Source organism: Rhizobium anhuiense, assembly GCF_003985145.1.
Taxonomy (GTDB): domain Bacteria; phylum Pseudomonadota; class Alphaproteobacteria; order Rhizobiales; family Rhizobiaceae; genus Rhizobium; species Rhizobium anhuiense.
In genome coordinates, this window is sequence record NZ_ML133551.1 from 1 (window position 1) to 14,345 (window position 14,345).

Annotated in this window: 11 protein-coding genes; 9 read left to right on the forward strand and 2 right to left on the reverse strand. The window is 62.1% G+C overall.

What is annotated here, in order from left to right:
- Positions 1–619 (forward strand): GNAT family N-acetyltransferase (locus EEQ99_RS34095; RefSeq protein ID WP_164736007.1); only part of this gene is annotated, 619 nt, incomplete at its 5' end.
- Between the two features lie 237 nt (positions 620–856).
- Complete coding sequence (locus EEQ99_RS34100) at positions 857–1,648, forward strand: SDR family NAD(P)-dependent oxidoreductase (RefSeq protein WP_063474155.1); 792 nt, start codon at positions 857–859, stop codon at positions 1,646–1,648.
- A gap of 399 nt (positions 1,649–2,047) precedes the next feature.
- On the opposite strand, the gene EEQ99_RS34105 is transcribed toward EEQ99_RS34100, so the two are convergent.
- Entirely contained in the window at positions 2,048–3,454 is a 1,407-nt protein-coding gene (locus EEQ99_RS34105) for an adenylate/guanylate cyclase domain-containing protein (RefSeq protein ID WP_127431926.1), read from the reverse strand.
- A 123-nt stretch (positions 3,455–3,577) separates the two neighbouring features.
- Positions 3,578–4,063, reverse strand: a complete 486-nt coding sequence (locus EEQ99_RS34110) for a MarR family winged helix-turn-helix transcriptional regulator (RefSeq protein WP_127431927.1) — start codon at positions 4,061–4,063, stop codon at positions 3,578–3,580.
- 201 nt (positions 4,064–4,264) lie between these two features.
- Between EEQ99_RS34110 and EEQ99_RS34115 the strand changes: the two genes are divergently transcribed.
- From EEQ99_RS34115 to EEQ99_RS34145, 7 genes are all read left to right on the forward strand, one after another.
- A complete protein-coding gene (locus EEQ99_RS34115; RefSeq protein ID WP_127431928.1) occupies positions 4,265–5,851 on the forward strand; it encodes an AMP-binding protein in 1,587 nt (528 codons plus the stop codon).
- A 40-nt stretch (positions 5,852–5,891) separates the two neighbouring features.
- On the forward strand, positions 5,892–6,713 hold the full coding sequence (locus tag EEQ99_RS34120) for a p-hydroxycinnamoyl CoA hydratase/lyase (protein ID WP_097545391.1): 822 nt from the start codon (positions 5,892–5,894) through the stop codon (positions 6,711–6,713).
- A 31-nt stretch (positions 6,714–6,744) separates the two neighbouring features.
- Complete coding sequence (locus EEQ99_RS34125; protein WP_127431929.1) at positions 6,745–7,851, forward strand: NAD(P)-dependent alcohol dehydrogenase; 1,107 nt, start codon at positions 6,745–6,747, stop codon at positions 7,849–7,851.
- Positions 7,852–7,872: 21 nt separating this feature from the next.
- Positions 7,873–9,312, forward strand: coding sequence for a coniferyl aldehyde dehydrogenase (locus EEQ99_RS34130; RefSeq protein ID WP_127431930.1), 1,440 nt, complete (start codon positions 7,873–7,875; stop codon positions 9,310–9,312).
- Between the two features lie 422 nt (positions 9,313–9,734).
- Positions 9,735–11,663 carry a diguanylate cyclase gene (locus EEQ99_RS34135; protein ID WP_127431931.1) on the forward strand — a complete coding sequence of 643 codons (1,929 nt, stop codon included), beginning with the start codon at positions 9,735–9,737 and terminating at the stop codon, positions 11,661–11,663.
- Positions 11,664–11,744: 81 nt separating this feature from the next.
- Positions 11,745–14,039 (forward strand): FdhF/YdeP family oxidoreductase, encoded by a 2,295-nt coding sequence (locus tag EEQ99_RS34140; protein WP_127431932.1) that lies wholly within the window; start codon positions 11,745–11,747, stop codon positions 14,037–14,039.
- The gene (locus tag EEQ99_RS34145) at positions 14,036–14,320 is read left to right on the forward strand and encodes a hypothetical protein (RefSeq protein ID WP_063474165.1); all 285 of its coding nucleotides are present in this window, start codon (positions 14,036–14,038) and stop codon (positions 14,318–14,320) included. The genes EEQ99_RS34140 and EEQ99_RS34145 overlap by 4 nt, the downstream gene beginning before the upstream one ends.
- The last annotated feature ends 25 nt before the right edge of the window (positions 14,321–14,345 follow it).

The following is a 14,345-nucleotide window of genomic DNA, read 5'->3' on the forward strand; positions in this document are numbered from 1 at the left end:
GGCACCTGAAGATCTCGACATGGCCTGTGAATGGATGAGCAAAAGGGCGGGCCGACGCTACTTACAAATGAACGCTGCCACCGCTCCTCAACGGACACACGACTGGACAAGGAAACGGGGCCTTGTTGCCCAAGGTCACGGATGGGCAAAACTCCGGCGAACAGCGCCTTCCACGCCACTCATCCATTCTGGAGAGGTCGCGACCCGGCAGGTCAATGTCACCGAAGCCGAGATCTTCGGTTCGATGATGTGCGCCGGATTTCACTTTCCGGCAAACCTGACCCCGCTTTGGTCAGCGATCGTCGGGAAGGACGGTTGGAGCTGTTTTTTCGCGGAATTGGACGGCAGGCCGATTGCGACCGGCGCGATGTATGCGGCAGACGGCTTTGCGTGGCTTGGCGGGGGCTCGACCGTTCCCGAGTTTCGCAATCGCGGGGCACAGAAGGCCCTGATTGCCGCGCGTCTGAACCAAGGCGCCAGCCAGGGCGTTCAGACATTCGTCGTCGAAACCGCCCAACCTTCTGCCGATGAGCCGAATATCTCTCACGCCAATCTCATCGCGGCTGGATTCGAGCAGATTTATACGAGAATGAATTACCGGTTTCCGGACGATTCATAAGGGACTGCGGACACCTTAGGTCTGCCAATCGAGCTGTTGCCTTCTTTCCAAGTGTCGCGCTTGCCGGATCACTGCTCGAACTCTGAGAGAATGTCATCTGCTTCTGGATCAGCTTACAAACCCGCTTCCAGTGCACCGCCACGGGTTCCACCCGAAAGGATCATCGACGTCGCGGGCTGTTGCGAGACCGACCGCCAGGTCATACCTTCACTGGTCCAACCTCAGAAGGAGCCGCAGATGCAGATCGACCTCACAGGCAAAACCGCGCTGATTACTGGATCTACCGAAGGCATCGGCTACGCGATCGCCCGCCAGCTCGCGAGGGCCGGCGCGGACGTGGTGATCAACGGACGGTCCGAAGAAAAGACCGCTAAGGCGACCGAACGCCTGAAAGGCGAAGGTGCCGGGGGCACCGTGGCCGCCATCGCAGCCGATGTCGCAACTGCTGAAGGGTGTGAAGCTCTCGTCGCCAAGGTTCATCATGTCGATATTCTGATCAACAATGCGGGCATCTTCCAGCCGCTCGACTTCTTCGAGGCGAGCGACGAGGTCTGGGATCGCCACTGGCAGGTAAACGTCATGTCGGCCGTCAGGCTTTCGCGTGCCTACCTTCCGGGCATGCAGACCGTCAACTGGGGTCGCGTCATCTTCATCGCATCGGAATCCGGCTTTAATATTCCAGTGGAGATGATTCACTACGGCGTTAGCAAGACCGCCGATATCGCGGTTGCCCGCGGGCTCGCCAAGCGCATGGCTGGTACGGGCATTACCGTCAACTCGGTCCTCCCCGGCCCAACACTGTCCGAAGGCGTTGAGGCGATGCTTGCCGAAGAGCGTGCGAAGACGGGCAAGTCGATCGAGGAGGTCGCTGCGGACTTCGTCAAGCAACATCGTGGAAGTTCGATTATCCAACGAGCTGCGAGCGTCGAGGAGATCGCCAACCTCGTAACCTACCTCGCCTCGCCTTTGGCATCCGCGACGACCGGGGCTTCCATGCGTGTGGACGGAGGACTGATCGACACGCTCTGAGGTGATCCCTCGCCTAGTGCAATTCCAGGAAAAGTGCGAAGCGGATTTCCCAGGCAAAGCGCGAAGCGGTTTTGCCGGGAGTTGCGCAAAAACAAAAGGATGGAGCGGTTCTGCGCTTCCGTTAAAAGCTGAACCGCTCTAGTCGTGATTGCCGGCTTGTGAAGTCGGGGTCGCTACCGTGAAAGAAGCGGCCTTGGCTTGTTGATAGGATGACCGCAGATAGTGTCCAGCAGTAGTGTCTAAACGAACGGAAGTCCCTTCTCGGGCAATGGTAAGTTCTGCCGCGACGACTGGTAAGAAGGCGCGAAGCTGCTGAACTTTGATTGCCCAATGAAAATCCGCTTCGGACCGTTAGCGGAGACCGCTCAACTTGGCCCGACCTCAAAGAGCAAACCCAGCTCACGACAGCGCAAAAATCCTCACCTCGCGCCCTATGCCCTGAAGCTCCGCCAGCCGGGAGACCGATGAGATGCCGCCGTCGCGCAGGATCTCCGAAACCTGGGCATCCCCGACGATCGCCTCCGTCGTCATGATCACATTGGGATCGGCAAGGCCCTGGACGCGGGAAGCGATGTTGACGGTCTGACCGAAATAGTCCTGTCGGTCGTTGAGGTTGACGGCGAGGCATGGTCCCTCATGAATGCCGATCTTCAGCAGAAGATCGTCGCTGCCGTGTTCGGCATTCAGCCGCAGCATCGCCTCGCGCATCCTGAGTGCTGCGGCCACCGCCCGGTCCGGGCTGGGGAAGGTCGCCATTACGGCATCGCCGATGGTCTTGACCACGGCTCCGGCCTCTGTGGCGACGATCTCGTGAAGAACCCTGAAATGCGCCCGCACCAGATCGAAGGCGGCGAGATCTCCGACGCGCTCGTAGAGCGCGGTCGAGCCCCTCAAGTCGGTGAAGAGGAAGGTCAGGCTGGTGATCTTGAGCCGCTGGTCGACGTCGAGCGTGTCGGTCCGATAGATGTCCCGGAAGCTCTGGTTCGTCAGCAGCCGCTTGGCTGTCAGAAAAGGCCGCCTGCGGCCCAGGAGGTCGTGCAGTTCGTCTCCGGCGATGCAGACATTCGGCACCACTCGGCGATCGGTGTGGTTCTCGAGGGTGAGCCGCAGCAGGCCGGGACGAAGGGTCAGCGTTTCGTTCAGCGCATGCGTCCGGCTGATGATCATCGACAGGGTTTGACGTTCGTCGGTGGGCTCGCCCTGCACGTCGATGAACTGCGCCGAATGGGTGACCGCATCGAAGATGATGACGAACTGCGCCGGCAGTTGCAGCGAGACGAACGCCTTCTCGCCCGGCGCCAACTCGATCATCTCCAGCTGGATGCGATCGAACTTCGCCTCTAGGTCCTCCGGCAGGTCGACGCCGGAGCTGAAGAAGATCTGGCGGTAGTATTCAAGCGGAGGCAGCCGATCGGGGTCGTGGGCGGCAATCCTGCGCACTCTTGGACTAACGGTGAAGGTTACCTCGACCATCTCGTCGAGGGTCGGTTCGTATCCGGCCGCGCAGAGCGCGCAATGGTAAGTGTCCTGGACGACCCCCTTGAGGGTGGCGCCGCTGTCGAGGACGCCGCCGCATCCCGGGCAAAGGACGTTCCAGGTCATTTCGAAGACGCCGATGCGGGCGGCATGCAGAAGTGCCGCGATGGTTTTCTCTTCATCGAGATGATGCGTGTCGGCAAAGGCGAGCGCATTGATGCGATTGAGATCGCGATCCGAGCCATGTTTGACGACGTTTTCGATGCACTCAACCGTCGGCGGGTCAGCCGCCTGTCGCAGGGTGGCAAAAAGCACGTCCATTTCACTCATGAGACAAGTCTCCGTGTGCAGAACCCACGGCGGACGACGCCAGGGCCGGGATCATAACACGGGACTTTCCCAAGCGAAATCTATCAGCTTGGATGCGGCTTACTTCCCAAGCTCGCGCGGATTTCAGCTCCCCTTGTATATCCGTTTCAGCGCCGCCAGCAGTCCATCCATTTCGTCCTGCGAAAACAGACCGATGAAACGCCGCTCATGCTTGTCGATCAACTCACGCGCCCGCGCGAGCATCGCGCGTCCCGCTTTCGTCAGATGCAGTTCCTGGCGGCGGCGGTCGGCCGCGGAGGGGCGGCGTTCGATCAGGTCGCGGGCGGCCAGCCGGTTGACGAGGGCCATCATCGTCGCCCGGTCGGTGCCGAGCGTGTTGGCAAGGTCGATCTGCGAGGCGCCGGGATTGCCGGCGACGAGTTCCATCACGGCGAGCTGCTTCTGCGTCAGCGCCAGTTCTTCCATGGTTTCGGCGAAGTCGCGATAGATCGCGACATGCGCCATGCGCAGATGGAAGCCGAGCAGATCGCCAAGCCGGCCGACGTCGAGCGCCGGCGTCGCGGGGGCGTCTTCGCCCTCGACATCGTCCTGCGGTGATTTTGTGCCCATGGTTCGCTCTCGCTTCATTCAGGGTCATAACCATCAAAATCAGCGGGTTAGTCAATATCGGCATTGCGGATTTCCCCGCGTCCATTCGAACGATCGCATTTGCCTTGAACAGCCTCTTGCATCTCTCCGGAAAAATATTAGTATGTGTTACATACAAATTTAATGCCGGCTGCGGAGGAGCGGCGGGCATGGGAGGAGAACATGGCGCATTCCTTTTCCGGGATGGTCTCGTCGGCAGATTGCGGACTGGTGACGGATGATCCGATCCTTTACCGCGCGCGCGTCGCACCGGACCGTCCGGCTCTGTTCGAGATCGCCACCGGCCGGCAGCTTAGCTATGCCGAGCTCGATGCGCGGATCGCCCGCTGCGCCGGCTTGCTCAACGATATGCTCGGGGCGCGGCGGGATGGGGCGCGTGTCGCCATGCTGGCGCGCAATTCGGTGGATTCGATCGTGCTTGCCTTTGCCTGCCAGCGCGCCGGCGCCATCTACGTGCCTCTCAACTGGCGCCTCAACGCCGCGGAGTTGCGGCCGATCCTTGCCGATTGCACGCCGGCTCTGCTCGTTCACGACGAGGAGTTCGCGGCAACGGCGGTAAGCGTCGCGGGCGTCGATCCCGAAATGGCGCTGATATCGACGGCCGATGGCCCGGCCGGGCTCGCCGCGCGGATCGAGGCGAGCCGTCCGGCCGGCCCGGTGCCCGCCGATGCCGATGAACCTTGCGTGCTTCTCTACACATCGGGCACGACGGGGCAGCCGAAGGGCGTCGTCATCACCCGCCGCAACGCCTTTTTCGCCGCCATCAATTTTTCCATGGTCGGAGAGATCGGGCCAGGTTCCGTCGCATTGTGCGACCTGCCGTTCTTTCACACGATCGGGCTGATCGCGGTGGCGCGCACCACGTTGATGCTGGGCGGCACGCTTGTCATTTCCGACCGCTTCACGCCGGCGCGCACGCTTGCAGCCCTTGCCGACCGGCGGCGCGGCATCACCCATTATTTCGCCGTGCCGCAGATCGCGCTCGCCTTGCGCAACGATCCCGCCTATAGCGCCGCGGCTCTTTCCGGCCTGCATGCGCTCTTCGTCGGCGGCGCGCCGCTGACGCAGGCGCTGATCGAAAGCTATCTCGACGACGGCGTTGCGCTGGTCAACGGCTACGGCATGAGCGAGGCCGGAACGGTGCTGCATGTGCCGATCGACCGGCGCGCCGTGCAGGATAATCCCGGCAGCGTCGGTCTTCCCGCGCCGCTACTCGACATTCGCATCGTCGGCGAGGACGGCCGCGACGTTGACGAAGGCGAGATCGGCGAACTCTGGCTGCGCGGGCCGGCGGTAACGCCGGGTTACTGGAACAAGCCGCGGGAAACCGCGGCCGCTTTCACCGACGGCTGGTACCGCACCGGCGATCTCGGCCGCCGCGAAGCGAACGGCTTCTATCGCATCGTCGACCGGCTGAAGGACATGTATATCAGCGGCGGCGAGAATGTTTACCCCGCCGAGGTCGAAGCGGCGCTCGCAAGCCATCCCGATATTCTCGATGCCGCGGTCGTCGGCATTCCCGACCTCAGGTGGGGCGAATGCGGCGTCGCCTATATCGTGCTGCGGCCGGGTGCCGTGGCAACGGGTGATGAGATCGCCGGCCATTGCGCGGCAGGGCTTGCCGCCTTCAAGCGTCCGGCGCGCATCCTCTTCGTCGAAACCATTCCCCGCACCGCCTCCGGCAAGGTGCAGAAACATGTTCTGCGCCAGTTCCATTCCGACGAAACCCTTCAACGACAGGCCTTGTGACGCGGCTTGCGCCTTCACGCCGAAACCAATGGAGTAAACCATGACTGAAATGAAATCGCCGGTTCTGGTCGAATTCGATAGTGGCATCGCTTTCGTGACCCTCAACCGTCCGGAAAAGCGCAATGCGATGAATCCGGCCCTGAATGCCCGGATGCTCGAGGTGCTCGACGAGCTCGAGGGCGACGAGCGCTGCGGCGTCCTCGTCCTGCGCGGTGCCGGCGAATCCTGGTCGGCCGGCATGGATCTGAAGGAATATTTCCGTGACAATGACGGCAAGCCGCGTGACGCCACGCTGAAGGCGCGGCGCCAGTCCGGCAACTGGTGGAGCCGGCTGATGTATTTCGAAAAGCCGACCATCGCCATGGTCAATGGCTGGTGCTTCGGCGGCGCCTTTACGCCGCTGGTTTCCTGCGATCTCGCCATCGCCGCTGAGGAGGCGAAATTCGGCCTTTCCGAGATCAACTGGGGCATTCTGCCGGGCGGCAACGTCACCCGTGCGGTTGCCGAAGTGATGCGCCATCGCGACGCGCTCTATTACATCATGACCGGTGAGCTGTTCGATGGGCGCAAGGCCGCGGAAATGGGTCTCGTCAACGAGGCCGTGCCGTTGGCCGAGCTTGAAGCCCGGGTCCGCAAGATCTGCGCCAGCCTGCTCGAAAAGAATCCGGTGACGCTGAAGGCCGCCAAGGACACCTACAAGCGGGTGCGCAACCTGCCATGGGATCTCGCCGACGATTACATCTACGCCAAGCTGGAGCAGATGCTGTTTCTCGACAAGACCAAGGGGCGCGACGAGGGGCTGAAACAGTTTCTCGACGACAAGACCTATCAGCCGGGGCTCGGCGCCTACAAGCGCGGCTGAGGGCGCGTTGATTTCGGGAGGAGGAAAAGCAATGAAAATCCATGCCGCGGTGGCGCGTGCGCCGCATATGCCGTTTTCGCTGGAAAGGCTCGATCTGGAGGAGCCGCGCGAGGGCGAGATCCTGGTTCGCGTCGTGGCGACAGGGGTCTGCCACACCGATATCGTCATGCGTGACCAGCACCTGCCGGTGCCGCAGCCGGTGGTGCTCGGCCACGAAGGCGCCGGCATCGTCGAGCGGGTCGGGCCGGGTGTCGCCAAGGTCAAGCCCAGCGATCACGTCGTCATGACCTTCAACTCCTGCGGCCATTGCCCGAGCTGCAACGATCACGAGAAGACCTATTGCCACGAATTCTTCCCGCGCAACTTTTTCGGTGCGCGCGCCGATGGTTCGAGCGGGATCTCCTGCGAAGGGGAGCGGGTTCACGGCAATATTTTCGGGCAATCCTCCTTTGCCAGCCATGCGCTGTGCCATGAACGCAATATCGTGAAAGTGCCTGGAGATGCCGATCTCGCGCTGCTCGGGCCACTCGCCTGCGGCATCCAGACCGGCGCCGGCGCGGTCATGAACGCGCTCAAGGTCGAACCGGGGAAAGTGCTCGCGGTTTTCGGCATGGGCTCGGTCGGTCTTGCCGCGGTGATGGCGGCGCGGGTCGTCGGCGCTTCGCGGATCATCGCCGTCGACGTCAACGAGACGCGGCTGGCGCTTGCGACCGAACTCGGCGCCACCGATATCTTCAACGGCAAGACAAGCGACGCGGTTGCCGCGATCATGGCGCTGACCGGCGCCGGCGTCGACTATGCGATCGATGCCTCCGGTGTGCCCGCGGTCATCGACCAGTGCGTGCGGGTGCTGGCGCCGCGCGGCACCTGCGGCATCGTCGGGGCCTCGCCGCACGGCGCGACGCTGACGCTGGATCTCACCCATATCCTCTCCGGCGGACGCCGCGTCCGCGGCATCGTCGAGGGCGATTCCAATCCGGACGTGCTGATCCCGCTGTTGATCGACCTGCATCGGCAGGGTCGCTTCCCCTTCGACAGGCTCGTCACCTTCTATGATTTCGCCGACATCAACCAGGCGGTGGAGGATTCGGAAAAGGGCATTGTGCTGAAACCGATCGTACGCCAGCCGGCCGTCTGACACCGTTCAAGGGAGGAAACAATGAACACCGTCACCCCGATCGCCACCGATACCAGTGCCGATGCCATGAAGGCGCTGCTGGACCGGCAAAAGACGTCTTTCCTGAGGGAAGGGCCGCCAAGCATCGTGACCCGCATCGATCGCATCGACCGCGTCATCGCCCTTCTGGTCGATCATAAGGATGCGATCGCCGCGGCCCTCTCGGACGACTTCGGCAGCCGCAGCGTCGAGGCGAGCCTGCTTCTCGACGTCTTCACCTGCGTCGGTTCGCTCAAATATGCCAAGGCCCATCTTGCCGAGTGGCTGAAGCCCGAGCAGCACGAGGCATTGTTCCCGGACGCGGTGGCTGAAGTGGTCTATCAGCCGAAAGGGGTTGTCGGAATCCTCAGCCCCTGGAATTTCCCCTATCAGCTCGCCCTTGCGCCGCTTGCCGGCATTCTCGCCGCCGGCAACCGCGCCATGATCAAGCCGTCGGAGGTGACGCCGGCTTCATCAGCCCTGATGGCGGAGCTCATCGCCGGCGCCTTCGACGAAACGGAAATCTCAGTCGTTCAGGGCGGACCGGCGACGGGCACTGCCTTCACGTCACTGGCCTTCGACCACCTGATCTTCACTGGGGGGACCGCGATCGCCCATCATGTCATGCGGGCGGCGGCGGAAAACCTGACGCCGCTGACGCTTGAACTCGGCGGCAAGTCGCCCGTCATCGTCGGCCGCTCGGCCGATCTCGCAGACGCGGCGCGCCGCATCATGACGGTCAAGACGCTGAATGCCGGCCAGATCTGCCTTGCGCCCGATCATGTCTATGTACCTGAGGAAAGCGTCGAAGCCTTTGCCGGACACGCGGTCGCGGCGGTCGGCGCGATGTATCCGGCGTTGAAGGAAAATCCCGATTACACCTCGATCGTCAACGCTCGCCATCACGCCCGCGTCCAGGGCTTGATCGACGATGCCAGGGCCAAGGGCGCTGGGATCGTCGAGATCAACCCGGCGGCGGAGAATTTCTCCCAGCAATCGGCCCATCGCATGCCCCCGACCCTGATCCTCGACCCGACGGAAGACATGCGCGTGCTGCAGGAGGAAATCTTCGGGCCTGTGCTGCCGGTCATTGCCTATCGCGATATCGCCGACGTCATCGATCGGATCAATGCCAGGCCGCGCCCGCTCGCCCTCTATTACTTCAGCCAGGATCGGCAAGAGGAACGCCGTGTCCTCGACAATACGACTTCAGGCGGGGTGACGGTCAACGACTGCATGAGCCACGTCACGGCGGAAGGCCTGCCCTTCGGCGGCGTCGGCCATTCGGGCATGGGAGCCTATCACGGCAAATTCGGCTTCCTCGCCTTCTCGCATCCGCGCGCCGTCTATCACCAGAGCAAGATGGTGGAAGCGGAATACATGATGCGGCCGCCCTATGGCGAGGCGATGCGTGGCTTTTTGGCTGCGGCGATCTGCAAGTAGTGAAAGAGCCGGGATCGTGACCGCGGGTGCGTTATGAACAGCAACGGCGCGATCTTTCTCGTAGCTTCACGAGCGCTTTGGTGCACAACACGATAGTCCAAATGCGCATGCTTGTCCGGATAGCGCAACTATTGCGCTATCCGGATAGATGTCCCGAGGCCCAGGATGCAGTTGTTAAGCATGCCTTATCGCATCGGGCGCTATCCGTTGAACTGCAGCGCATTGCGGACATGATGTCTCCTGCCGTCTTCGGGCATGACCTTTCAATCCGGTTCAGCGTCTTTCTCATGTCGTCAAATCTGGCAGAAAGGCCCTGCGCATACTTAACCGTCTCCAGCACTCGCTTCGGCCCGGAGACGCATCTGCAAATGAAATAGCCTGATGGGTCTCCGATTTAACTAAGCTCAAACCAGTGTTGCCCTATGATCAGTTCGGTACATGTATTGGAAGGTGGATCCAACGCAGTGAGTGGCATCTGGACGCAATTCGGTGGCAACCTTTCTTTCGTGTGCCTGGCAATTTCGCTCTGGGCGCATTTTTCGATCCAATTTCAGCGCAGTTCGGCCAGGCAGGAGAAAATCGCCTTCGGAATCGTAGCCGGCGCGGCCTCGATCGGATCGATATTGCTGGCCGTCGAATTCAATCCCGGCCTCTATATCGACTTGCGCTTCTCGCCGCTCGCTTTGGCGGGCATGTTCGGCGGACCGATTGCGGCGGCTTTTGCGGCGTCGCTGGCGATGGCCTTTCGCTTCTGGGTCGGCGGCACGGCAATGATCGACGGTCTGGTCGCGATTGCTGTCGCGACCGGCATCGGCCTGGTTGGCAATTTCTGGATCCGCAAGAGATCTCCCCGGCTCATGGACGTTGGCCTGCTGGGCCTCGCGCTCGGCGCCTCTCTTGTCGTGTTGATGGCGACGCTTCCCACCCTGGTGCACGCCCGTGTGCTGGCCATGATCGGTCTGCCCATGACCGTATTGAACTGCCTGGCGACTGCGCTGTGTGGTTTCATTCTGTTGAAGACCCAACAATGGGCGCTGGAGCGAAGCATATTGGTGACCGCATTTTCGCAGTCGCCCGACTATCTCTACGTGAAGGATCGAAACAGCCGGTTCATCACCGTCAACGAAAATATGATCCGCCTTTATCGTTTCAAGACGACGGCGGAGATGACCGGATTGTCAGATTTTAATCTCCTGTCGCGCCCGCTTGCTGAAGAATTGTATTATCTCGAACAGCAGCTTATGGACACCGGGGTGCCTCTGATCGACTCTACCGAGCATATCGAAGGCAGATCCCTGCTCGCCTCCAAGGTGCCGCTGCGGGATAGGCAGGGGCGGGTGATCGGCCTTGCGGGCGTAACACGTGACATTACGGAGCGTACCGTCCTGGAGCGGGAATTGCGCGAAAGCAAGAACCTGCTGTCGCATGCGATGGCCGGCATGTCCGACGGTATCGCCATGTACGACAGCAAGGGTTTCCTTGTTTTCTGCAACGAGCAGTATCGCACCGCCTTTCCGCTATCCGGGGATGCGCGCGTGGTTGGCGCCCATATCAGCGACATTCTCCGCCGCGTCGCCGAAACAAACGAGCGCACCGGTATTCCGGACAGTGACCTCGAAGAATGGATCAAGGTCGCCAGTGCTGCGCTGCACAGCAACAAGGACGAAGAGGTCCAGCTTTATAACGGCGACTGGCGCAGCATCCGGACAAGGCTTGCCGAAGACGGCACGGCGATGGCCGTCGTCTCGGACGTCACCGCGACGAAGCAGGCGGAAATCGCGCTCAGGCTGTCGGCGGAGCAACTGAAGTCCCTTGCCGAGACCGACGGGCTCACCGGCATCGTCAATCGTCGGGCCTTCGACGAAGCTTTCGCACGCGAGACCACCGGCAGCGCCAGGAAGAACACGCCGTTCAGCCTGCTGATGGTCGATATCGACCGCTTCAAGGCCTATAACGACACCTACGGTCATCCCGCCGGAGACCAATGCCTGCGTGTCGTCAGCAAGTGCCTTCGCCAGTCCGTCAGCCGGCCGGCAGACATCGTCGCACGTTACGGCGGAGAGGAATTCGTGGTTCTGCTTCCGGCGACCAGTGCGAAAGGGGCAATGATCGTTGCCGAGCAATTCGCACGTCTCCTAAACCAGGAGAATATCGTTCATTCCGGCAGCGAATTCGGACGAGTGACCGCCAGTATCGGCATATCCTGCGCGACCGGCGCCACCTTGAGGGTCAACCCGAATCGTCTCCTGACGGAGGCCGATGCGGCGCTCTACGACGCCAAGACGCAAGGCCGCAATCGCATCCTGGCCCATTCGCCCGACGAACGGCATGCCATGAAGGATGTTGGTTGATTGAATCCTTGATAGGTTTTTCCTATCGATCCATCGCTCCTGCGGCCTTGATGTTTTCCTCGCTTCGACAATACAGGGCGCATGGACAAAAAATTCATTGGCAAGAAATCGGCGGCAGCCGGCGGCTGGGGCGCGTTGAAGAGCTGCGGGAAGCAGTTGCTTCAAAGCGGCATGCCGATTTCCGGGGCGCGGACGATGCTGAAGGCGAACCAGCCGGATGGGTTCGATTGCCCGGGTTGCGCCTGGGGCGATCCGGAACACGGATCGTCGTTCGAGTTCTGCGAAAACGGTGTGAAGGCCGTCGCCTGGGAGGCGACGGAGAAGCGGGCATCGCCCGCTTTCTTCGCTGACAATACGGTATCGCAGCTTCGCCGGCTGACGGATTATGAACTGGAACTCAACGGCCGCCTGACGCATCCGATGCGTTACGATGCGGCGAGCGACCGTTATCTGCCGGTCGCGTGGGGGGATGCCTTCGCCGAAATCGGAGCCATTCTCAAGGGGCTAGATCATCCCAACCGGGCGGAATTCTACACGTCGGGCCGGGCGAGCAACGAGGCGGCCTTCCTCTACCAGCTCTTCGTGCGCGTCTATGGCACGAACAATTTTCCCGACTGCTCCAACATGTGCCACGAGGCAAGCGGCATCGCCATGCGCCAGGCGGTCGGTGTGGGCAAGGGCACGGTGCTTCTGGAGGATTTCGAAGAGGCCGATGCGATCTTCGTGATCGGGCAGAACCCGGGCACCAACCATCCCCGCATGCTCGGCGACCTGCGCCGGGCGGCGATCCGCGGCGCGCGCATCGTCGTCTTCAATCCGATCCGCGAACGCGGCCTGGAGCGCTTCTCCGATCCTCAGGACAAGATCGAGATGCTGCGCGGCGGTTCGACCGACATCGCCAGCCTTTATCTCCAGCCGCAACTCGGCGGCGACATGGCCGCGGTGCGCGGGATGGCGAAGGCCGTGCTGGCTGCGGAAGAGGCAGCGGTCGCCGCCGGTCTGCCCTCCGTTCTCGACCATGCATTTCTCGCCGAACACTGCGCGGGTTTTGCGGAATATCGGGCAGCGGTCGAGGCAACGAGCTGGGCTGAGATCGAGGATCAATCGGGACTGAGCCGGCAGGAGATCGAGCGGGCGGCCGATGTCTATATCAACGCCGAGAAGGTCATCTGCACCTGGGCGATGGGCGTGACCCAGCATCTGCATTCCGTCGCGACGATCCGCGAGATCGCCAATTTCATGTTCCTGCGCGGCAATATCGGCCGGCCGGGTGCCGGCCTTTGCCCGGTTCGCGGGCATTCCAACGTGCAGGGCGACCGCACCGTCGGCATCAACGAAAAGCCGTCGGACGATTTCCTCGATGCGCTAAAGAAACACTTCCGCTTCGCCGTTCCCCGCGAACATGGCCACAATGTCCTTGCCGCCATCGGCGCGATGCTCGACGGCTCGGCCGAGGCCTTCATCGGGCTTGGCGGCAATTTCGCCCGCGCCACTCCCGACAGCGCCCTTGTCGAGAAGGCGCTGCGGCGGCTGAAGCTGACGGTGCACATCGCCACCAAACCCAATCATTCGCATCTCATGCCCGGTGAGGCCGCCTTCATCCTGCCGTGCCTCGGGCGCACCGAGATGGATATGAACGCGGCGGGCAACTCCCAGCTCGTCAGCGTCGAGGATTCGATGAGCATGGTGCACGGTTCCGCCGGCATCAATCGCCCCGCCTCACCGCATCTCCTCTCGGAAGTCGCCATCATTGCCGGCATTGCGCAAGCGACGGTCGGCGCCGCCGTGGTCGACTGGACAGAGCTCGCCGGCGACCACGACCGCATTCGCGATCATATCGCAGCGACTATCCCGGGCTTCGAAAATTACAATGCGCGCCTGCGCAAGCCGCGCGGTTTCCACCTGCGCAACACGGCCGCCCATCGGGAGTGGGATACGCCGGCAGGCAAGGCGTCATTCTCTGCCGAGCCGCTTCCGGAAGAGACGGTGCATCAGCGGGCGCGAAAGGGTGAGGGGCGTTTCGCCCTGCAGACCTTCCGGTCGCACGATCAATACAATACGACGGTCTATGGCCTCGATGACCGATATCGCGGCGTTTACGGTGAGCGGCAGGTCATCTTCATTCACCCGGCGGATCTGCAGGCGATGCATGCCGAAGCCGGCGACCGGGTCGACGTGGTCGGCGAGCATGAGGACGGTATCGAGCGCATCGCTGAGAATTTCCGCTTTGTGCCCTATGACATCCCCCGGGGAAGCATAGCGGGTTATTACCCCGAACTGAACGTGCTCGTGCCGCTTGGCAGCGCCGGCAGGGAAAGCGATACGCCCACTTCGAAATCGATCATGGTGTCCTTCCGCCGGCGAAAAGCCGCGTGAGCGTAGAGGCAGCCGAGGTCGATCGCTTTCTTGCCCTCGTCGCGGCGGCGCAAGGCAGGGATGCCCAATTGACGTCGATACAAGCCGGCCTGCTCGTCGCCGCGGAGCTGGGGATTGCGCGTGACAGCCGCACCTTTGCGCGCATGCTGGGGATAGCGCATTCTCTCGTGCTGAGGGAACTCAACGCCCTGGCGGAACGCGAGGGCGTGCTGCAGATCGTCAAGCGCGATCCAAGGACGATGAGAGTGCATTACACATTGCCGCCGAGGGACGAGGCGTAGCCCCTTGCGTCGGCCGCGGGCTGCC